This is a genomic window from Amycolatopsis sp. lyj-109, assembly GCF_046548995.1.
In the GTDB taxonomy this organism is placed as follows: Bacteria; Actinomycetota; Actinomycetes; order Mycobacteriales; family Pseudonocardiaceae; genus Amycolatopsis.
The window spans coordinates 91,484-110,165 of the sequence record NZ_JAJPWR010000005.1 but is presented as its reverse complement, the minus strand read 5'-3'; the positions used below and the strand labels follow the sequence as shown (position 1 = coordinate 110,165).

General features: G+C 70.8%; 19 protein-coding genes. 9 read left to right on the top strand and 10 right to left on the bottom strand.

Features of this window, described 5'->3' with window-relative positions:
* Nucleotides 1-36: 36 nt before the first annotated feature.
* Nucleotides 37-513 (bottom strand): Lrp/AsnC family transcriptional regulator, encoded by a 477-nt coding sequence (locus tag ACLJQF_RS12550; RefSeq protein WP_086845095.1) that lies wholly within the window; start codon nt 511-513, stop codon nt 37-39.
* Nucleotides 514-777: 264 nt separating this feature from the next.
* On the opposite strand from ACLJQF_RS12550, the gene ACLJQF_RS12545 reads away from it, so the two are divergent.
* Nucleotides 778-2,328, top strand: a complete 1,551-nt coding sequence (locus ACLJQF_RS12545; protein WP_410608452.1) for an APC family permease — start codon at nt 778-780, stop codon at nt 2,326-2,328.
* On the opposite strand, the gene lysA is transcribed toward ACLJQF_RS12545, so the two are convergent.
* From lysA to ACLJQF_RS12520, 5 genes are all read right to left on the bottom strand, one after another.
* Nucleotides 2,306-3,649 carry a diaminopimelate decarboxylase gene (gene lysA / locus ACLJQF_RS12540; RefSeq protein ID WP_410608451.1) on the bottom strand — a complete coding sequence of 448 codons (1,344 nt, stop codon included), beginning with the start codon at nt 3,647-3,649 and terminating at the stop codon, nt 2,306-2,308. The two genes, ACLJQF_RS12545 and lysA, sit on opposite strands and share 23 nt — an antisense overlap.
* Before the next feature lie 162 nt (nt 3,650-3,811).
* On the bottom strand, nt 3,812-3,991 hold the full coding sequence (locus ACLJQF_RS12535) for an RGCVC family protein (RefSeq protein WP_410608450.1): 180 nt from the start codon (nt 3,989-3,991) through the stop codon (nt 3,812-3,814).
* Nucleotides 3,988-4,992, bottom strand: a complete 1,005-nt coding sequence (locus tag ACLJQF_RS12530) for a fatty acid desaturase family protein (RefSeq protein WP_410608449.1) — start codon at nt 4,990-4,992, stop codon at nt 3,988-3,990. The genes ACLJQF_RS12535 and ACLJQF_RS12530 overlap by 4 nt, the downstream gene beginning before the upstream one ends.
* A 504-nt stretch (nt 4,993-5,496) precedes the next feature.
* The gene (locus ACLJQF_RS12525; RefSeq protein ID WP_410608448.1) at nt 5,497-6,402 is read right to left on the bottom strand and encodes a dihydrodipicolinate synthase family protein; all 906 of its coding nucleotides are present in this window, start codon (nt 6,400-6,402) and stop codon (nt 5,497-5,499) included.
* Complete coding sequence (locus ACLJQF_RS12520) at nt 6,399-7,103, bottom strand: GntR family transcriptional regulator (RefSeq protein WP_410609007.1); 705 nt, start codon at nt 7,101-7,103, stop codon at nt 6,399-6,401. The genes ACLJQF_RS12525 and ACLJQF_RS12520 overlap by 4 nt, the downstream gene beginning before the upstream one ends.
* A 62-nt stretch (nt 7,104-7,165) precedes the next feature.
* Here ACLJQF_RS12520 and ACLJQF_RS12515 point away from each other — a divergent pair, with 62 nt between their 5' ends.
* The 5 genes from ACLJQF_RS12515 (at nt 7,166) to ACLJQF_RS12495 (ending at nt 12,100) form a co-directional block, all read left to right on the top strand.
* Entirely contained in the window at nt 7,166-8,392 is a 1,227-nt protein-coding gene (locus ACLJQF_RS12515) for an extracellular solute-binding protein (protein WP_410608447.1), read from the top strand.
* Nucleotides 8,389-9,432, top strand: a complete 1,044-nt coding sequence (locus ACLJQF_RS12510; RefSeq protein WP_410608446.1) for an ABC transporter ATP-binding protein — start codon at nt 8,389-8,391, stop codon at nt 9,430-9,432. Before ACLJQF_RS12515 ends, ACLJQF_RS12510 begins: the two co-directional genes overlap by 4 nt.
* Nucleotides 9,429-10,322 (top strand): ABC transporter permease, encoded by an 894-nt coding sequence (locus ACLJQF_RS12505; protein ID WP_410608445.1) that lies wholly within the window; start codon nt 9,429-9,431, stop codon nt 10,320-10,322. The genes ACLJQF_RS12510 and ACLJQF_RS12505 overlap by 4 nt, the downstream gene beginning before the upstream one ends.
* Nucleotides 10,319-11,146: an ABC transporter permease gene (locus ACLJQF_RS12500; RefSeq protein WP_410608444.1), complete on the top strand. Its 828-nt coding sequence runs from the start codon at nt 10,319-10,321 to the stop codon at nt 11,144-11,146. Before ACLJQF_RS12505 ends, ACLJQF_RS12500 begins: the two co-directional genes overlap by 4 nt.
* Nucleotides 11,147-11,257: 111 nt before the next feature.
* Complete coding sequence (locus tag ACLJQF_RS12495; RefSeq protein WP_410608443.1) at nt 11,258-12,100, top strand: MerR family transcriptional regulator; 843 nt, start codon at nt 11,258-11,260, stop codon at nt 12,098-12,100.
* Between the two features lie 88 nt (nt 12,101-12,188).
* Here ACLJQF_RS12495 and thrS read toward each other — a convergent pair whose 3' ends face one another.
* The 3 genes from thrS to ACLJQF_RS12480 all read right to left on the bottom strand — a co-directional run bounded on the left by thrS (nt 12,189) and on the right by ACLJQF_RS12480 (nt 14,394).
* Nucleotides 12,189-13,400, bottom strand: coding sequence for a threonine--tRNA ligase (thrS, locus tag ACLJQF_RS12490; RefSeq protein ID WP_410608442.1), 1,212 nt, complete (start codon nt 13,398-13,400; stop codon nt 12,189-12,191).
* A 123-nt stretch (nt 13,401-13,523) separates the two neighbouring features.
* Nucleotides 13,524-13,991, bottom strand: a complete 468-nt coding sequence (locus ACLJQF_RS12485) for a heme-degrading domain-containing protein (RefSeq protein ID WP_410608441.1) — start codon at nt 13,989-13,991, stop codon at nt 13,524-13,526.
* Nucleotides 13,992-14,016: 25 nt separating this feature from the next.
* The gene (locus tag ACLJQF_RS12480) at nt 14,017-14,394 is read right to left on the bottom strand and encodes a VOC family protein (RefSeq protein WP_410608440.1); all 378 of its coding nucleotides are present in this window, start codon (nt 14,392-14,394) and stop codon (nt 14,017-14,019) included.
* Between the two features lie 81 nt (nt 14,395-14,475).
* On the opposite strand from ACLJQF_RS12480, the gene ACLJQF_RS12475 reads away from it, so the two are divergent.
* Nucleotides 14,476-16,425, top strand: a complete 1,950-nt coding sequence (locus ACLJQF_RS12475) for a phosphocholine-specific phospholipase C (RefSeq protein ID WP_410608439.1) — start codon at nt 14,476-14,478, stop codon at nt 16,423-16,425.
* Here the strand turns inward: ACLJQF_RS12475 and ACLJQF_RS12470 are convergent.
* Nucleotides 16,386-17,651 carry a M20 metallopeptidase family protein gene (locus ACLJQF_RS12470; RefSeq protein WP_410608438.1) on the bottom strand — a complete coding sequence of 422 codons (1,266 nt, stop codon included), beginning with the start codon at nt 17,649-17,651 and terminating at the stop codon, nt 16,386-16,388. The genes ACLJQF_RS12475 and ACLJQF_RS12470 overlap by 40 nt on opposite strands.
* A gap of 77 nt (nt 17,652-17,728) precedes the next feature.
* Here ACLJQF_RS12470 and ACLJQF_RS12465 point away from each other — a divergent pair, with 77 nt between their 5' ends.
* Both ACLJQF_RS12465 and ACLJQF_RS12460 read left to right on the top strand, forming a co-directional pair.
* Nucleotides 17,729-18,211, top strand: a complete 483-nt coding sequence (locus ACLJQF_RS12465; RefSeq protein WP_205624177.1) for a tRNA adenosine deaminase-associated protein — start codon at nt 17,729-17,731, stop codon at nt 18,209-18,211.
* Nucleotides 18,212-18,234: 23 nt separating this feature from the next.
* A complete protein-coding gene (locus ACLJQF_RS12460; protein WP_410608437.1) occupies nt 18,235-18,663 on the top strand; it encodes a nucleoside deaminase in 429 nt (142 codons plus the stop codon).
* Nucleotides 18,664-18,682 lie beyond the last annotated feature (19 nt).

Sequence of the window (18,682 nt, the reverse complement as noted above, 5' to 3'; positions counted from 1 at the left end):
GGGTGGCGGGCGGCGGCGCCCGTCATCCCCGCACCGCTACGCCGTGAGCCGGCCCCAGGAGTAGTTCTGCTTGGCCAGCTTCAGGTACACGAACAACTCGGTCCCGGACACACCCGGGATCTTCCGGATCTCTTCGCCGAGCACGTCGAGCATGTGGTCGTCGTCCCGGCAGACCAGTTCGGCCAGCAGGTCGTAGCGCCCGGCGCACAGCACGACGTAGTGCACGTTCGTCAGTTCGGACAGCTTGTCCGCGACCTCGCGGGGATCGACGCCGTCGACGTTGATGCCGACCATGGCCTGGCGCGTCAGGTCCACGTTGGCGGGGTCGGTCACCGCGACGATCTGCATCAGGTCGTCACGCAGCAGCCGCTGCACGCGCTGGCGGACCGCTCCCTCCGAAAGCCCGACCGCCTTGGCGAGCGCGGTGAACGAGGCCCGGCCATCTTTCTGCAGCAGGTCGATCAGTGATCTGTCCGTATTGTCCAGCGCGCGCGCACGTGTTTCGTCACCCATGCCGTCCCTCCCTGTGTTTCGGCATGTGATTTGTCAAGTGCGCAGCGTATCGACCCCAGCCGAGAAAGCGAGCCCTCCGCGCCACCTTCGCGCGATTCGACGTGCACGCTGCGCTCAGCCGAGGAATCGGTGGCCAGAGGCGAACCTGACGAGGCTTTCCGAGGCGGTTTTGTGCGCCCGCGCACAGCCGGACGCGCACACCGGGTCACGCCGGGTACCGTCTGGCGGCTCTGTTGTGCCCGGCAACCCCAGGAGGACCAACGCATGTCGGAGGCTGTGGCGTTCGGTGCCGCCCCCGCCGTTCCCGCGAAGGGACTGCGCAGCGGCGCGCTGGGCATGGTGTCGTCGATGGTCATCGGGATGTCGTCGACCGCGCCGGCGTACTCCATCGCGGCCACGCTCGGGCTGATCGTGCTGGCCGGCACCGGGTTCAAGGCGGCCGCGTTCGTGCTGCTCTCGTTCGTTCCCGTGCTGTTCGTCGCCTTCGCCTTCCGCGAGCTGAACACCGCGGAACCCGACTGCGGCACCAACTTCACCTGGGCGGCGCGCGCGTTCGGCTCGCACGCCGGGTGGTTCACCGGCTGGGTCGTCACGGTCGCGCAGCTGCTGGTGATGAGCAGCCAGTCCGCGCTCACCGGCCGGTACACGCTGCTGCTGTTCGGTGCCTCCGACGCGGCGGGCAACCGGTGGGTGACGACGGCGATCGGCGCGGGCTGGCTGCTGGCGCTGTGCTGGCTCTGCCACCGCGGGATCGAGGTGTCCGCGCGGGTGCAGTGGATCCTGCTCGGGGTGGAGCTCGCCGTCCTGGTGCTCTTCTCGGTCGTCGCGCTGGTCCGCGTCTTCGAAGGCACGGCCGGGCCGCAGGCGTCGCTGCCGCGGCTGGACTGGCTGTGGCCGGGCGGGGTCTCGGCCGGCACCGCGGTTTCGGCGGTGCTGCTGGCCGTGTTCATCTACTGGGGCTGGGAAAGCTCGCTGTCGGTCAACGAGGAGTCGGCCGATCCGCGGCACGCACCGGGGCGCGCGGCCGTGCTGTCGACGGTGTTGCTGGTGCTGAACTACCTGCTCGTGACGGTCGCCGCGCTGGCCTTCGCCGGGGTGGGCGAGGACGGAATCGGGTTGGCGAACGAGGCCGGCTCCGAGGACGTCCTGGCCGGGCTGGGCGGCGCGGTGTTCGGCGACGGAACGACGGGCAAGGTCCTGGGCGTGCTGCTGATCGTCTCCGTGCTGACCAGCGGTGCGGCCACCAGCCAGGCGACGATCATGCCGGCGGCGCGCACGACGTTGTCGATGGCCAGTCACGGCGCCCTGCCGCGGGTCTTCGGGCGGGTGCACCCGCGGTTCCGGACGCCCACCGTGGCGACCTGGGCGTTCGGGCTGGTCTCGCTGGCCGGGTACGTGCTGCTGGCCCTGATCAGCGACAACGTGCTGGCCGACTCGGTCGACGCGGTCGGGCTGACCATCGCCATCGAGTACACGATGACGGCGCTGGCCTGCGTCTGGGTGTTCCGCCGGACGCTCTTCGCGAGCGTGCGCAACTTCGTGCTGCGCGGGCTGCTGCCGTTCACCGGCGGGGTGTTCTTCCTGGCCGTGCTGGTGTTCGCGCTGATCGAGTACGCGCGGCCGGACGCGGGCGAGACGACGGTGTTCGGCATCGGCGGCGTCGCGGTGATCGGCGTGGTGTCGATCGTGCTCGGGGTGCCGCTGATGTTCGCGGTCCACCGGGCCTGCCGGGAGTTCTTCGCCGGCCGCCGCCTGCCGCGCGGGTTCGTGCCGCGCGGCGGCGACAGCATCATTAGCCCAGATCGCGTCGGCTGAGGTCTTCTTCGGTCTCGCGGCGCACCAGCAGCGTCGCGACGCCGCCCCGCACGCCGACCAGCGGCGGACGGCCGACCTGGTTGTAGTTCGAAGCCAGCGAGTGGTGGTACGCGCCGGTGCACGGCACGGCCAGGAGGTCGCCCGCGTGCAGGTCGGCGGGCAGGCTGATGCCGTCGGCGAGGACGTCGCCCGCTTCGCAGTGCCGGCCGACCACGGTCATCGGGACCCGCTTCGCCTTCGACCGCCGTCCGACCAGGCGTGTCGTGTACCGCGCGCCGTAGAGGGACGGCCGCGCGTTGTCGCTCATGCCGCCGTCGACCGCGACGAACGTGCGGCTGCCGCGCTTGACCGCGCACACCCGGTAGACCGTGATCCCGGCCGGCCCGACGAGCGCCCGGCCGGGCTCGATCGTCAGGCGGGGCAGGGGAAAGCCGTGCGCCGCGCATTCGTAGGCGAGGGCCACCCGCAGGCGCCGCGAGTAGCCGCCGAGGTCGAACGCGGGCTCACCGCCGACGTACGGCACCGCGTGCCCGCCGCCGAGATCGAGTTCCCGCAGCGTGACGCCGTGGGTGTCGCGGACCCGGACGAGCACTTCGGCCATCCGCCGCGCGGCCGCCTCGTACCGGTCGATTCCGGTCACCTGCGAGCCGATGTGGCAGTGCAGGCCTTGGAGCCGCAACCCGGGTTGTGTTCGCACGGCTGCGACGGCGGCGTCGACGTTGTCGGGAACGCCGTCGAGGAGCGAGAAGCCGAACTTCTGGCCTTCGGCGCCGGTGCTGATGGCGGCGTGCGCCCCGGCGGCGACCCCCGGCGTCACCCGGATCATCACCTGCTGAGCACCGTGGGCGAGCGCGCCGAGCTGCTCGATCTCGTCGAGCGAGTCGACCACGATCCGCCGGACGCCGTAGCCGAGCGCGGCCTTGAGGTCCTCGGGCGTCTTCGCGTTGCCGTGCAGCAGCATGCGTTCCGCGGGGAAGCCGACCGAGCGCGCGACGGCGATCTCGCCCGCGGAGCAGGCGTCGAGCGACAACCCCTCTTCGGCGACCCAACGCAGTACGGCCCGCGTACAGAGCGCCTTGCTTGCGTACGCGACTTCGACGTCCGGCAGCGCTTCGCGGTACTCGCGCGCGGTGTCGCGGACCTGCTGTTCGTCGATGAGGTAGGACGGCGTCCCGAAGCGGGCGGCGAGGTGGCTGACGGGCGCGCCGGCGAAGAGCAGTTCGCCGTCTTCGCCGAGTCGGGTGCTTCGCGGCCAGACTCCTGGCTCGAGGTGATCGGCGGCTTCGCAGCCGAGGCTGGGAAGAAGCTCGCTGAGCGTCACGGGTGCCTCCGGGCATCACGGCGGATCGGACCCCGTCAGGACACTCCCGCGGACGGGCCCGGAGATCACCCGTGAACGCCGTCCTGACGGCGTTGGTTTGTCCGCTTACTCCTTGTTAACGCGTGAGTAACTTCGGCCACAGCGGCCTGACCTGCTCGGGCTTCAGCGGGCTTTGCCAGGAGCGGTCCCGCACACGCAGCCGCGGTCGGTTGCCTGGCCGGCCGCGGTCGCGGTGCAGTAGCGGCGGGCGATCGCGTCGTGTGTGCCGAGCGGGTGGGGGCAGTTCGGGCACTGCGTGCCGGAGCGGGGCACCTCCGGCGCGTCGGGCATCGGCGCCGTCACAGTGTCACCTTCGCGGTCCGCAGGGGTGCGCTCACCGCGTGGAGGTGCTGCAGCACGTACCCGTACGAGCGGGCCCAGCCGCACTCGGCGTAGGAGATGTCGTGCCGGACGCAGAAGTCGCGGACGATCACCTGGGCGTGCTTCAGGTTCGGCCGTGCCATGCTCGGGAACAAGTGGTGCTCGATCTGGTAGTTCAGCCCGCCGAGGGCGAAGTCGGTCAGCCGTCCGCCGCGGATGTTGCGCGAGGTCAGTACCTGCTTGCGCAGGAAGTCCAGCTTGTGGCCGGCCGACAGCATTTCCATGCCCTTGTGGTTGGGCGCGAACGAACAGCCCATGTACAGCCCCCACAGGAACTGGTGCACCAGGACGAAGATGATCCCGGTCAGCGGCGACAGCACGACGAACACCGCGGCGAGGTAGGCCACCAGGTGTCCGATCAGCAGCGCCGACTCCAGCCGGTGCTTGCGGATATCCCCGCGCCACACCGCCTTCACGCTCGAGACGTGCAGGTTGAGGCCTTCGAGCAGGAGCAGCGGGAAGAACAGGAACGCCTGGTACTTCGCCACCCAGCGCAGGAAACCGCGCTTCCGCGAGCTCTGCGCCTTGCTGAACGCGAGCGCGGCGATGTCGACGTCCGGGTCCTCGTCTTCGTTGTTGGGATTGGCGTGGTGCCGCGCGTGCGTGCCGATCCACCAGCCGTAGCTCAACCCGGTGAGTCCACCGTGGACCAAGCCGGTGGCGTCGTTCGCCTTGCGGCTGCGGAAGATCTGCTTGTGCCCGGCGTCGTGGCCGATGAACGCCAGCTGCGCGAACACCATCGCGAAGAAGGCGGCGAGGAACAGCTGCCACCACGAGTCGCCGAGGTAGGCGAAGGCGACCCAGCCGCCGCCGAACGCGGCGAGGTTGAGGCCGATCCGCGCCGCGTAGTAGGCGCGCCGACGCCGGAGGAGGCCCGCGTCCTTGATCAGCCGGGACAACTCGGCGAAATCGCTGCCGGGCATCGCAGGAGTATCCGAAATTTGCGTGGAAGTCATCAACGCACCGCTCTGGCTAAGTCGTAAAGGCTTGTCCAGCAACGGTTTCCAGCCCTGACGGGGTCTGGGTCCGGTTCGGGAAAGGGCACTGGGGCCTGGTCGCGGTGGTACCGCGTCCTGTTCACAGCCTCCCACCCGGCGCTCCCGTTGGCAATTCCCCGCTGATCACCGAAGAGGTGTACAGTCGGCCACATCGGGATGACGGTGATCTACCCCACACCCGAGGCCTTCCGGCTGGTTCGCCCGGCCGGGGAACAGGAGTTGAACCCCGGGTTCGTAACCCGTTCGTCTTGCAGCCGTGCCGGCCATTCGACCGGCGAGCAGCCGCCCGCAGTCGCGCAGAGTGACGCCCGGGGCGCCCGATCAGGTTGCTACAACGCGGTTCGTGTCCGGGAAACTCCTGTCATCGGTGGCTCGTCGACGAGCCGGGGTTCGGCCTCGCCGAGCCCCGACCCGCCGGCGAGCCGCCATTTACGAGAGCCCCCACGACGAAAGCAGCCCGGAAAGCTGCGCCCGCTCGGCCCCGGTCAGCAGCCGGCTCGGCGGGCGGACGTCCGGGCGGCACAGGCCGAGCTGGCCGAGCGCATCTTTGACCACACTGACGTTGTTGGCGTTCCCGTTGGCGGCGCGGAGTTCCTCGAACGGCCGGATCCGCTCCCAGACGGCCATCGCCGCCGGGTAGTCCACTGTGGATAGTGCGTGGAACATCTCCAGGGAGATCGCCGGGTCGACGTTCACCAGCCCGGACGTGAAGCCGGTGGCGCCGACGGCGAAGTAGCCGGGTGCCGAGAGCTCCGCCAGCCCCGCGATCCACACGAACCGGCCGAAGCCCGCGTCCCGGGCGACCGAGCCGAAGCGAACCGGGTCCGGCACCGCGTACTTCACGCCGATGACGTTCGGCGCCACCTCGCCGAGCGCGCGCAGCTGCGCGCCGGCGATCGCCGGGTTGCGGACGTAGAGCACGACGCCCAGTTCCGGCACCGCCGCGGCGATCGCCGCGTGGTAGTCGACCCAGCCGTCGCCGGAGATGTACGGGTGCACCGGCTGGTGGATCATGATCATGTCGGCGCCGGCGTCCCGTGCGTGCACCGCGGCCCGCGTCGCCGACGCGACGTCGTGGCCGATCCCGGCGAGCACGCTCGCCCGGCCCGCCGCGGCCTCGACGGTGACCTCCAGGCACTGCCGCGCTTCGTCCGCGTCGAGCGCGTAGAACTCGCCGGTGTTGCCGTTCGGCGTCACGACCTCGATGCCGCCGGTGATCAGCCGGTCCACCAGCTTCGCGTACGTCTGGCCGTCGACGGCGCCCTCGGCGTCGAACGGCGTGACCGGGATGGCCACCACCCCGGACAGCCGCCGCCTCTGCTCCTCGAACGTCATCGGGCCCCCTTCGGATCGCCGGTCTCGGTGGTGCGTTCGCCGGGCAGCCCGAAGGCGACCCGGTCGATGAAATCGGTGATGTGCTTGCGCAGCAGGTGTTCGGTCTGCCGGGCGTTGCCGCTCTCGGCGGCGTTCAGGATCGCCCGGTGTTCGGCCGCTTCGCCCTGCCAGGTGGGGCTGATGCCCCAGCCGGTGACGGTGATCAGCGCGGCCTGGTCTCGCAGCCCGTCCAGGACTTCGACCAGCAGCGGGTTGCCGCACCCGGCGTAGAGCGCGCGGTGGAACAGCCGGTTGGTCAGGCTGGCCTTCGCCCGGTCGCCGGCCGCCGTGCCGGTCTCGACGCCGGCCAGCACCTGCCGCGCGTCGCCGAAATCCGCACCCCGCTCGACGGCCCGCCGGACCGCTTCGGGCTCCAGCAGCGCGCGCAGGTCGTACACCGCGTACGCGCTCTCGGCGTCCATGACCCGGACCGCCGCCCCCTTGTACGTGCTCATCGTGACCAAACCGGAACCGGCCAGGATCCGGAGCGCCTCGCGCACCGGCGTCTTCGACACCCCGAGCAGGGCGCCGACCTCGGCTTCGACGAGCGTTTCCCCCGGCCCGAACTCCCCGCTCAAGATCGCTTCTTTGATCGCGTCGCGGACGAAATCGGTCCGCGAGACGGGCGGCGGCGGCCTCCGGGCCGAAGAAGTGCTCGCCACTGGCATGTCCGATCTGATATACGATGCGACATACAACATTATCACGGACCTAGGGAGCAGCCATGCACCGTTGCACCGGCTTCCGATTCCGACGAGTGTTGCTGGCGGTGAGCCTCGCCGCCGGTCTGGTGGCCTGTGGCGCACCCGGCGGCGACGGCGGCCAGGCGGCAAATCCCCAAGCCGTGCCCGACAAGCCGGGCAAGCCGGTCGAGCTGAACATCCTCGACGTCGCGGGCAACCTGCAGCTGACCAAGCAGATGATCGAGAACTTCAAGACCGCGCACCCGGAAGTCCTCGCGAAGGTCACCTATTCGACGGCGCCCGCGCCGAGCATGGCGGGCAAGCTGAAAGCCGAGCAGGACGGCGGCGTCGCCCAGACCCACCTGGTGCTGAGCGGTACGGACGGCCTCTCCGCCGGCATCGCCAACGGCACCCTCGCCAAGATCCTCCCGGACTTCTCCGGCCGGTTCCCGAACCTGGTGCAGAACTACCAGGAACCCGCGGCGAAGATGCAGGAGCTGGCCAACGGTTACGGCATCGAGCTCGTCTACTCTCCGGCCGGCCCGCTGCTGGAGTTCAACCCCGCTGCCGTGCCCGCCGCGCCCGCTTCCCCGCAAGAGCTGCTCGACTGGGCGAAGGCGCATCCGGAACGGTTCCAGTACGCGCAGCCGTCGAACTCCGGCCCCGGCCGGACGTTCCTGATGGGTCTGCCGTACCTGCTCGGCGACAAGGACCCGAAGGACCCGGACAAGGGCTGGGACAAGACCTGGGCGTTCCTGCAGGAACTGGGCAAGTACGTGAAGTACTACCCGTCCGGCACGACCGAGACGATGAAGAACCTGGCGTCCGGCTCGGTGGACATGGTCACGTCGATGACCGGCTGGGATCTCAACCCGCGCAAGCTCGGTACGGTGCCCAACACCGTGAAGACGGCGATGATGCAGCCGATGCACTGGGTCACCGACGCCCAGTACGCCCTCATCCCCAAGGGGCTTTCGCCCGACCAGGAGTCGGCGATCCTGCAGCTGATCGCGTGGATGCTCAAGCCGGACCAGCAGGCGATCGCCTACGACGACGGGTACTTCTACCCCGGTCCCGCGGTCAAGGACGTCACGCTGCAGATGGCGCCGCAGAAGAGCCAGGACACCATCAAGCAGTTCGGGCGTCCGGAGTACGACCAGTGGATCGCCCAGTACCCCAAGGAGACGTCCCTGCCCGCTGAGCAGCAGGTCAAGGCGTTCGACAAGTGGAACCAGCTGGTCGGCGGCTCGAAGGTCGGCAAGAAGTGACGTTCGGGCAGCTGCGGCTGGACGGCGTCTCGCGCAGCTTCGGCACCGCGAACGCCCTGCGCGGCCTCGACCTCGCCATCACCCACGGCGAGTTCGTGGCCCTGCTCGGGCCGTCCGGCTGCGGCAAGTCGACGGCGCTGAACTGCCTGGCCGGCCTGCTGCCCCTGACCGCGGGCAGCATCTGGCTCGACGACACCCGCATCGACGGGCAGCCGCCGGAACAGCGCGGGTTCGGGATGGTGTTCCAGAACTACGCCCTGTTCCCGCACATGTCCGTCCGCGCGAACGTCGGCTTCGGCCTCAAGATGCGCAAGGTCGGCCGCGCCGAGGCCCGGCGAAGGGTCGACGAAGCGCTCCGCCTGGTGCAGCTGACCGAGCACGCGGCGAAGTTCCCCGCGCAGCTTTCCGGCGGGCAACAGCAACGCGTCGCCATCGCCCGCGCCGTCGTGCTGGAGCCCCCGGTCGTCCTGATGGACGAGCCGCTGTCCAATTTGGACGCCAAGCTCCGGCTCGAGATGCGGATGGAGATCCGCCGCCTCCACCAGACGCTCGGCCTGACCACGGTGTACGTCACCCACGACCAGGAGGAGGCCCTGTCGCTGGCCGACCGCCTGGTGGTGTTGCGGGAGGGCGCGGTCCAGCAGATCGGCACGCCCGAGGAGGTGTACGCGCAGCCGGTGAACAGCTACGTCGCGTCCTTCATGGGCTACCGCAACCTCCTGGACCTGACGGTGACCGGAACCGCCGGCACCTCGATCACCGTGGAGGGCGTGGGAGTCCGCCTCACCGGCCGCGGCTCGCTCGCCGAGGGCCCGGCGAAGGTGGCGATCCGCCCGGAGGACTTCGTGGTCGGCGACGGAACGGAGAACGCCCTCGACGTCACGGTCGAGATCGTCGAGTACCACGGCCGCGAGCTGTCGGTCTCCGCCCGGCTGGGGACCGGGGTGCCGGTCTACTTCCGGACGGACAAGCGCCTCGCCCCCGGTGACACGGCGAAGATCAGCGTCCCGGCCGAGCGGGTCTTGGTGTTCGCGCCATGACCGCCGTGGCCACCGCGCGACCGGCGCTGCGGCACCGCCTTGCCGAACGCGGCATCGATCGCACCCTGCTGCTCCTGGTGCCCGGCCTGCTGGTGACGGCCTGCCTGTTCCTGTACCCCTTCCTCTACGGTCTCCAGCTGTCGTTCGCACCGCGCAAGGGCGGGGTCTTCGCGAACTACGCGCGGTTCTTCGGCGACCCCTACCTGCGCGACACCATCTGGACGACGCTCGGCATCGCGCTGCCCGCGACGTTCATCAACGTGCTCGCCAGCATCCCGATCGCCTACGTGATGCGCGGCCGCGTCCGCGGCAAGCGCCTCCTGACCACGATCCTGGTCGTGCCGATCACGCTCGGCACGGTGCTCACCGCGCAGGGCCTGATCATGTACGGCGGGCCGGCGGGCTGGCTGAACAAGGTGCTCACCGTCCTCGGCGTGACCGATGAGCCGCTGCCGCTGATCCACAACTACACCGGCGTGCTGCTCTCCCTGGTGATCACCGGCTTCCCGTTCTCCTTCCTGCTGACGTTGTCCTATCTCTCGGGCATCGACCCCTCTCTGGAGAAGGCGGCCGCGACGCTCGGCGCCAACGGCGTCCAGCGCTTCCGGCGGATCACGCTGCCTCTGCTGGCCCCTGGCCTGGCGATCACCTTCTGCCTCTCGTTCGTGATGGCGTTCTCGGTCTTCCCGAGCGCGCAACTCGTCGGCGACCCCGCGAACGAAACCCGCGTCATCTCGATCGCCGCCTACCACGCCGCGTTCGAGGAGTACGACTACTCGATGGGCTCGGCCGTCGCGATGCTCATGGCGGTGGTCATGCTGATCGTGATCGGCCTGGTCATGGCGTGGCGCGGCACGCTGTACCGCGGAGCGACCGGAGGCAAGGGATGACCGGCTGGGTCACGCGTCCCGGACGTTGGGTCGTCTGGGCGATCGTCGCGTTCTTCTTCGTCAACCTCGCGGGTGTGGTGCTCTCGGTGGTCGTCGACTCGTTCGGCACGCAGTGGTTCGGCACCTGGCTCCCGGACGGCTTCACCACCCACTGGTACGCCGACGCCTGGCGCGAGTTCGGCCTGTCGGACGTCCTCCTCACGACGGCGATCGTCGCGCTCGTGGTGATCGCCGTGTCGGTGGCGGTCGGCGTCCCGGCCGCCTACGCGCTGGCCCGCCGCTCGTTCCCCGGCAAGCGCCTGGTGATGCTGCTGTTCGTGCTGCCGATCCTGATCCCTCCGATCACCTACGGCATCCCGCTGGCCACCGTGCTGTACAAGTTCCACCTGGCCGGCACGATCACCGGCGTCATCCTGGCCAACCTCGTGCCGTCGGTGCCGTTCGTCGTGCTGACGATGACGCCGTTCATCGAGCAGATCGACCCGAAGATCGAGGCCGCGGCCCGCATGTCCGGCGCGCGGACCGTCTCGGTGTTCACCCGCATCCTCGGCCCGCTGCTGCTGCCGGGCATCCTGGCCGCGTCGATCCTGGTGCTGGTGCGCACGGTCGGCATGTTCGAGCTGACGTTCCTCACCGCCGGCCCGGACTCGACGACCCTCGTGGTGGCGCTCTACAACTCCGTGTTCGCCGCGGGGATCCGCGCCAACCAGTCCGTCGACGCCATGGCGACCATCTACACCGCGTCCATGCTCGTGCTCCTTCTTGTCGCGCTGCGGTTCGTGAACCCGACCCAGCTGGTGACCCGGATCCGGGAGGAGACCTAGTCCGTTCGCTCATGCGTTCGACTTTACCGCGAAAAGTCGAACGCATGATCGACACGATCGGGCGAACCTGAGCCTTGCGCCTCCCCCGAGGGGAGGTGCCACGCTGACGGCATGCGCTATTCGATCGGCGACCTGGCCCGCCGGACCGGGCTGACGATCAAGGCCGTGCGCTACTACTCCGACCACGGCCTCGTGCCGCCGTCCGGCCGCAACACCGCAGGTCACCGCCAATACGACGAGGCCGCGCTCCGCCGCCTCGTCCTCGTCCGCACGCTCCGCGAACTGGGGCTCGGCCTCGCCGCGATCCGCCGGATCGTCGACGGCGAAGCGACCGTCGCCGACGTCGCGGCGAGGCACGCCGCGGCCCTGGAAACGGAGATCCGCGTGCTGCGCCTGCGGCAGGCGGTGTGGACGGCCATCGCCGCCCGCGGCTCGACCACCGAGGAGACGAAACTCGTGCACCAGCTGGCCCGACTGTCCGAAGTGGAGCGCCGGCGCCTGATCGGCGACTTCCTCGCCGACGCGCTGGGCGACCGTCCCGAGCTCGCCGGGATCGCCCGCACGCTGACCCCGGAACTCCCTGAGGACCCGAGCCCCGGCCAGCTCGACGCCTGGATCGAGCTGGCCGAGCTGACTCAGGACGCCGGCTTCCGCGCTCTCGTGCGCCGGCTCGCGGACCGGCATGGCGGCGGCCTGCGCCGTGACCTGGCCGCCGAGGTGCGCGCCGCCGTCACGCCGGCACTGGCGGCCGGAGTCGACCCGGGTTCCCCGCAGGCGGCGGCGATCGTCGACGCACTCGGCCGCGACCCCGCCGAGCTGCGGAACTGGCTCGGCGCCGTCCACGATCCCCGCCGCGAGCGGTACCTGGAGCTGCTCGCGGTGATCAACGGCTGGGCGGCCCCGGAGAGCTTGGCGCCGGCGCTCGACTGGCTGGCCGCGGCTACGGCTTCCTGACTTTCGCCGGAGAGTGTCGTGCGGCAGGCGGCGGCTACGGTCGCCTGACCTGCACCGGGCAGCCCGGAGAGGCTCCGGCTGACCGCCGCTACGGCCGTCTGACCTCAGCCCCGATCCGCGCCAGCACCTCCGCCGCAGGCGCCGCGTCCAGACGGCGTCCGTCGCGCAACCGCACGGAAAGCTGCCCCGCGGCGACCTCCTGCGGCCCGACCACCGCCTGGAACGGCACCAGCCGCCCGTCCCGGATCCGCGCGCCGAGGCTGCCTTCCGACGCGATCTCCGCCCGCACCTCACCGCACCGGTCCAGGACCTCCCGTGCGTACGGCACTTCGGCGGCGGACACCGGCAGCAGCCGCAGCTGCACCGGCGCCAGCCAGGCCGGGAACGCGCCGCCGTGGACCTCGATCAGCTGGGCCACCGCGCGTTCGACGCTGCCGATGATGCTCCGGTGCACCAGCACCGGCCGGTGCTTCGCGCCGTCCGCGCCGACGTACTCGAGGCCGAACCGCGCGGGCTGGTGGAAGTCGACCTGGACGGTGGACAGGGTCGATTCGCGGCCCGCTCCGTCGGCGATCTGGACGTCGATCTTCGGTCCGTAGAACGCCGCTTCGCCCTCGACCGCGTCGTACGGGAGGTCGCCGAGGGCCGCACGCAGGAGCTCCACCGCGGCCGCCCAGTCGCCGGGCACGTACTTCCCGCCCGGACCGGGCAGGGAAAGCCGGTAGCGCGCCGGGCTGATGCCGAGTGCGTCGTACGCCCGCCGGATCAGGGCCAGCGCGGCGCTCGCCTCGGCTTCGACCTGGTCGGGGGTGCAGAAGATGTGCGCGTCGTTGAGCTGGATCGCGCGCACCCGGCTCAGCCCGCCGAGCACACCGGACAGCTCGGCGCGGTACATCCCGCCGATCTCGGCCATCCGCAGCGGCAGCTCGCGGTGGCTGCGGCCGCGCGAACGGTAGATCAGCGCGTGGTGCGGGCACAGGCTCGGCCGCAGCACGAGCTGCTCGCCGCCGACGTCCATCGGCGGGTACATGTCGTCGCGGTAGTGCGACCAGTGCCCGGAGATCTCGTACAGCTCGCGTTTGCCGAGCGCCGGCGAATGGACGTGCCGGTACCCCGCGCGGCGTTCGAGGTCGTGGACGTACTCCTCGAGGCTGTGGCGGATGATCGCGCCGTCGGGCAGCCAGTAGGGCAGGCCGGCGCCGATCAGCGGGTCGGTGCCGAACAGGCCGAGTTCGCGGCCGAGCTTGCGGTGGTCGTGCATGGTGGACTCCCTCGTGGACGGCGAGGCGGGAGACCACAAGACGAAGCCCGGGGCACCCGCCCCGGGCTCGAACGTCGTTCAGCGCGCCGGGACACTCTCCGGCGTCGTCGTCAGTGCAGCGCGCTTCATGGAACCGACGGTAGCAGCGGCCGCCAGCCCTTTTCAGGCCTCCAGGAACCACTCCAGCTGCTCGACGACGAAGGCGTGGTCCTCGGCCTGCGGGAGCCCGGACACACCGACCGTGCCGACCGGTCCGACTCCGCGCACCAGCACCGGGAACACGCCGCCGTGGGCCGCGTAGAGGTCCAGGTCGAGGCGGGAGTGCTCCTCGAACGAGCCGCCCTTCGCGCGGAACTGCGTGCCGATCAGGAACGAGCTGTGCCCGTAGCGGTCGACGACGCGGCTCTTGCGGTCGATCCAGGCGTCGTTGTCGGCCGAGGTTCCGGGCAGTGCGGCGTGGAAGAGCCGCTGGCCGTTGCGCCGGATCGAGATCGTCACGGCGAGCCCGCGGTCCCGGGCGATCGTCAGCATCTGCTGGCCGAGGGCGAGGGCGGTCTCGTTGTCGAACTTCGTGAACTGGAGGCGTTCCTCCTGCTCGGCGAGCTGGGCGAGGCGGTCGACTTCGGTCATGGACGCATTAAATCAACACTGTTGTTTAATTACCAGTGAACTCGGTCAGGGACAGAATGTTGCCGTCCGGATCGGTGAACCACGCGATCCGGCCGCCCGGCGTGGTCCAGATTTTGTCGGTGTCCTGTGGCAGCGTGTCGAAGGTGAGGAACTCCACGCCACGGCCACGCAGCTCGGCCACCGCAGCCCGGATGTCGGCGACCGCCCAGCCGAGCACCGTGAACGGCTGCGGCGTGAATCCGGCGACGGCGGTGACGCGCAGCATGGTCGCGCCACTGCGGAACACGCACGCGAAGGGGGTCTGCTCGATGAACTCGAGCCCGGCGACATCCGTGTAGAAGGCACGTGAACGCTCGAGGTCGGTCGACGGTGCGAAGGCGACCAGATCCGCGGAGCCGAGCATGGGGGCCACCACCTCTCTCCGGTGAAGGTACTCCTCGTTCCGGAGCGCTGACGTGGGAAAAGCTGCCGCGAGGAGGTGGGAATGGGCCGGATCCGTCGTCGCACCGTGCTCGGCGGCGCGGCCGCGGCCACGGCTGCCGGTGCGCTGTCCGCGGCCTGTGCCCCCGTGCCGAGGAAGGGCACGATCGACGACGTCCGCCACGTCGTCGTCCTGATGCAGGAGAACCGGTCGTTCGACCAGTACTACGGCACCATGGCCGGCGTCCGCGGCTTCGGCGACCGCGCGGCCCTGCGCGACGTCTTCCGCCAGCGCGGCGACCGGGGTGGGCCGGTGCTGCCGTTCCGGGTCGACACGTCCGTTGTGGACGGTCAGGACCTCGGCGAGCTGCCGCACGACTGGAACAGCACGCACCGCGCGTGGAACGGCGGCGGATACGACCGCTGGGTCGCGGCGAAGAGCCCGATGACGATGGGGTACTTCACGCGCGACGACCTGCCGTTCCAGCACGCGCTGGCGGGCGCGTTCACCTTGTGCGACAACTACTTCTGCTCGATCCAGGGCCCGACGCACCCGAACCGGCTGTACCACTGGACCGGCACGATCGACCCGGACGGCGTCGCCGGCGGCCCCGCGACGCACAACGCGCCCGACTACGAACCTTCGTTCCGCTGGCCGACGTACCCCGAGCGGCTCGAGGCCGCGGGCATCTCGTGGCGGATCTACGCGAACGACGAGGAGCGCGGCGTCCCCGAGCACTTCGTCGGCGACTACGGCGACAACCCGCTCTGGCTGTTCCAGAACTTCCACGACGCGCTGTACTCGATGGACCCGGTGAAGCGCCGGCTGGCCGAACGCGGGAACCTGCGCAAGAAGCTCCTGCCCGACTCCGGGAAGGGGAAGGACCTCGACCACGTGCTGGCCGAGTTCATCGCCGACTGCGCGGCCGGGACACTGCCCGCGGTCTCGTGGGTCGTGGCCCCGTACGGCTACTGCGAGCACCCGGCGGCGCGGCCGGTCGACGGCGCCGCCTACATCCAGCGCATGCTGAAAGCGTTGTGGGACAACCCGTCGCTGTGGGAATCGACCGTCGTCTTGATCAACTACGACGAAAACGACGGCTTCTTCGACCACGTCGTCCCGCCGACGCCGCCGCCCGGCACACCCGGCGAGTACCTGCCGGGCAACCGGCCGGAGAAGGGCGAGCCGTCCGGGCCGCCTGTCCCGATCGGGCTGGGCCCGCGCGTGCCGATGACCGTCGTTTCGCCGTGGAGCCGCGGTGGCTGGGTGAACTCGCAGGTCTTCGACCACACGTCGGTGCTGCGGTTCCTGGAGACGTGGACCGGCGTGCGCGAGCCGAACATCTCGGCCTGGCGCCGGGCCATCTGCGGTGATCTGACCAGCTGTTTCGACTTCCGGGCGCCCGACACGACCATCCCGCTGCTGCCCGACGCGAACGCGTTGCGCGCCGAAGCCGACCGGACGCAGCGGCGGCTGCCGAAGCCCGGGCTGGGGCCGGGCGCGCTGGTGCAGGACCCCGGCACGGCGAAGGCGCGTCCGCTGCCGTACCAGCCGGTCGCCTGGGTCGCGGCCGAGGCGGGTGTCTTGACGCTGCACCTGGCCAACCACGGGACGCAGGCGCTGCAGCTGGCCGCGTACGCCTACCACGCGGGCGGGACGTCGCAACGCTTCGACGTCGGCCCGAAGAGCGAGACGACGGGCGAAGTCGCGCACGGCGGGACCTACGACGTCGCCGTCCACGGCCCGAACGGCTTCGTCGTCGAGGCTTCGGGCGGCTTGGACCTCGAGGCGGCCGTCACCTTCGCCGGCACGCCCGCGCTGCGGGTCACGGTGACCAACCGCGGACCGTCACCGGTCACGCTGAACGACGTCACCCTCCCGCCCGGTGGCGCGCACGACTTCCCGGTGCCGGCGCGCAACGGCTGGTACGACATCACGTTCGAGACGCCGGGCTGGCGTCGCCGCTTCGCCGGTCACTTGGAGGACGGCCGCCCGTCGCGGACCGGGCCCTGACGGAGGGCGTCGAGCGCGAAGGCGGCGAGCATCGCGACGCCGTTCGGCATCGCGTCCTCGTCGAAGAGCACGCGGTTGGAGTGGTTCGCCGCCGCTTCGGCGGGCTCGACGCCGGGCGGGCACGCGCCGAGGAACGCGTACGCGCCGGGCACGCGTTGCAGAACGTAGGAAAAGTCCTCGGCACCCATCAGCGGGTCGGCGAGCAGTTCGACGTTGTCCCGACCCAGCACGGCCGCGCCCAGCTCCAGCACCTCGGCGGCGATCCGGTCGTCGTTCACCGTCACCGGGTAGCCCGGTTCGACGTCGGCGACCACGCGGCAGCCGTAGGCCGCGCCGACCTGCTCGCACACCTTCGGCAGCTCGGCGCGGACCAGCGCGCGCGTCGGCTCGGACAGCGTGCGGATCGTGCCTTCGAGCTCGGCGGTCTCCGGGATGATGTTCGACGTCGTGCCGGCCTGGATCCGGGTCACCGAGAGCACCGCGGGGTCAAACACGCTGACCCGGCGCGTGATCATCGTGTGCAGCGCCCCGACCATCGCCGCGGCGGCCGGCACCGGGTCGATCGCGTGCTGCGGCGCGGAGCCGTGGCCGCCCTTGCCGGTGACGCGCACGTGGAACGAGTCCGCCGACGCCATCAGCGGGCCGGGCCGCAGCTGCAGCAGCCCGCTGCGCGCGTTGGCCAGGATGTGCACGCCGAACGCGCGCTCGACCCGCGTCCCGGCCGCGTCGAGCACGCCCTCGTGGATCATGAACCGGGCGCCGTGGTGACCTTCCTCACCCGGCTGGAACATGAACACGACCGACCCGGCGAGCTGGTCCCGGCGCTCGGCGAGCAGCCGCGCCGCCGAAGCCAGCATCGCGACGTGCGTGTCGTGCCCGCACGCGTGCATCGACTCCGGGTCCTCCGACGCGAAGTCGAGACCGGTCTCCTCGGTCAGCGGCAGCGCGTCCATGTCGCCGCGCAGCAGCACCGCCGGACCGGGCCGCCCGCCGCGCAGGACAGCCGTCAGCGACGTCGTGGCCTTGCCTTCGATGATCTCCAGCGGCAGGTCGGCCAGGGATTCCCGGATCGCCGCCTGCGTCCGCGGCAGCTGGAGGCCCTGTTCCGGGTGGCGGTGCACGGCCCGCCGGAGGGCGACCGTGCGGTCCTGCAGGGCCCGCGCGTCGTCGAGGAGCCCGGCGAACGGCGTGCCGGGCAAGGTGGGCAGGTCAGTGGGGCCGGTCATGGTCCCGATAGTGCCGCATGCGGCGCTTCGGGCGCACCGTGCGTGCGCCGGATCGACCGGCGGAATACGGTGTGCGCATGGCGGTGGAAGAGCCGGTCACGGGCTTCGCGGTGGCTGTGGTCCGGGAAGACGGTCGGTGGCGGTGCAGTGCGCTCGATCCAGGAGCGTTGACCGAGCTGGACGCAGCGATCACTGAACTGGGCAAACTACGTTCCACCGGCGCGAGCTTCGGGCTGCTGGCGGTCGACGACGAGTTCTTCGTGATCGTCCGGCCGAGTCCACGGGGGCCGTCGTTGCTGCTCTCGGACGCGGCGGCGGCGCTGGACTACGACATCGCGGCGGACGTCCTCGACGTCCTGCGCGTCGACCCGCCGGACGAGGAGGACGACTCCGTCTGGCCCGAGGGCGACCTGGGGATCCTGGCCGACCTCGGGCTGCCCGGGCCGGAACTGGAGGTCATCGTCGGCGAGGTCGACCTGTACCCGGACGAGCAGCTGCAGATGGTGGCGCAGCGCTGCGGGTTCGGCAGCGAGTTCGCCAAGCTCCTGGACGAGCTCTGAGACGCCCGTCCGACACCGAGGCCGTGGAGGCGGCGCTGGAAGCGGCGCGCGCCCCGGGCTCGGACGTGCCGATCGGGGCGGTGGTGTTCGGCCCCGACGGCATCCCGCTGGCCGCGGCCCGCAACGCGCGCGTCGAGCTGGGCGACCCCACGGCGCACGCCGAGATCCTCGCCCTGCGCGCGGCGGCCCAGGTGGTGGGCGACGGCTGGCGGCTCGAGGGCTGCACGCTGGCGGTGACGCTGGAGCCGTGCACGATGTGCGCGGGCGCGCTGGTGCTGGCCCGCATCACCCGGCTGGTGTTCGGGGCGTGGGAGCCCAAGACGGGCGCGGTGGGGTCGTTGTGGGACGTCGTGCGCGACCGGCGGCTCAACCACCGCCCGGAGGTGCACGGCGGCGTCCTGGTGGACGAGTGCGCCGGGCTCCTGGAGACGTACTTCGCGACGCGTCGCTGATTTTTGGGTACTCCTCCGG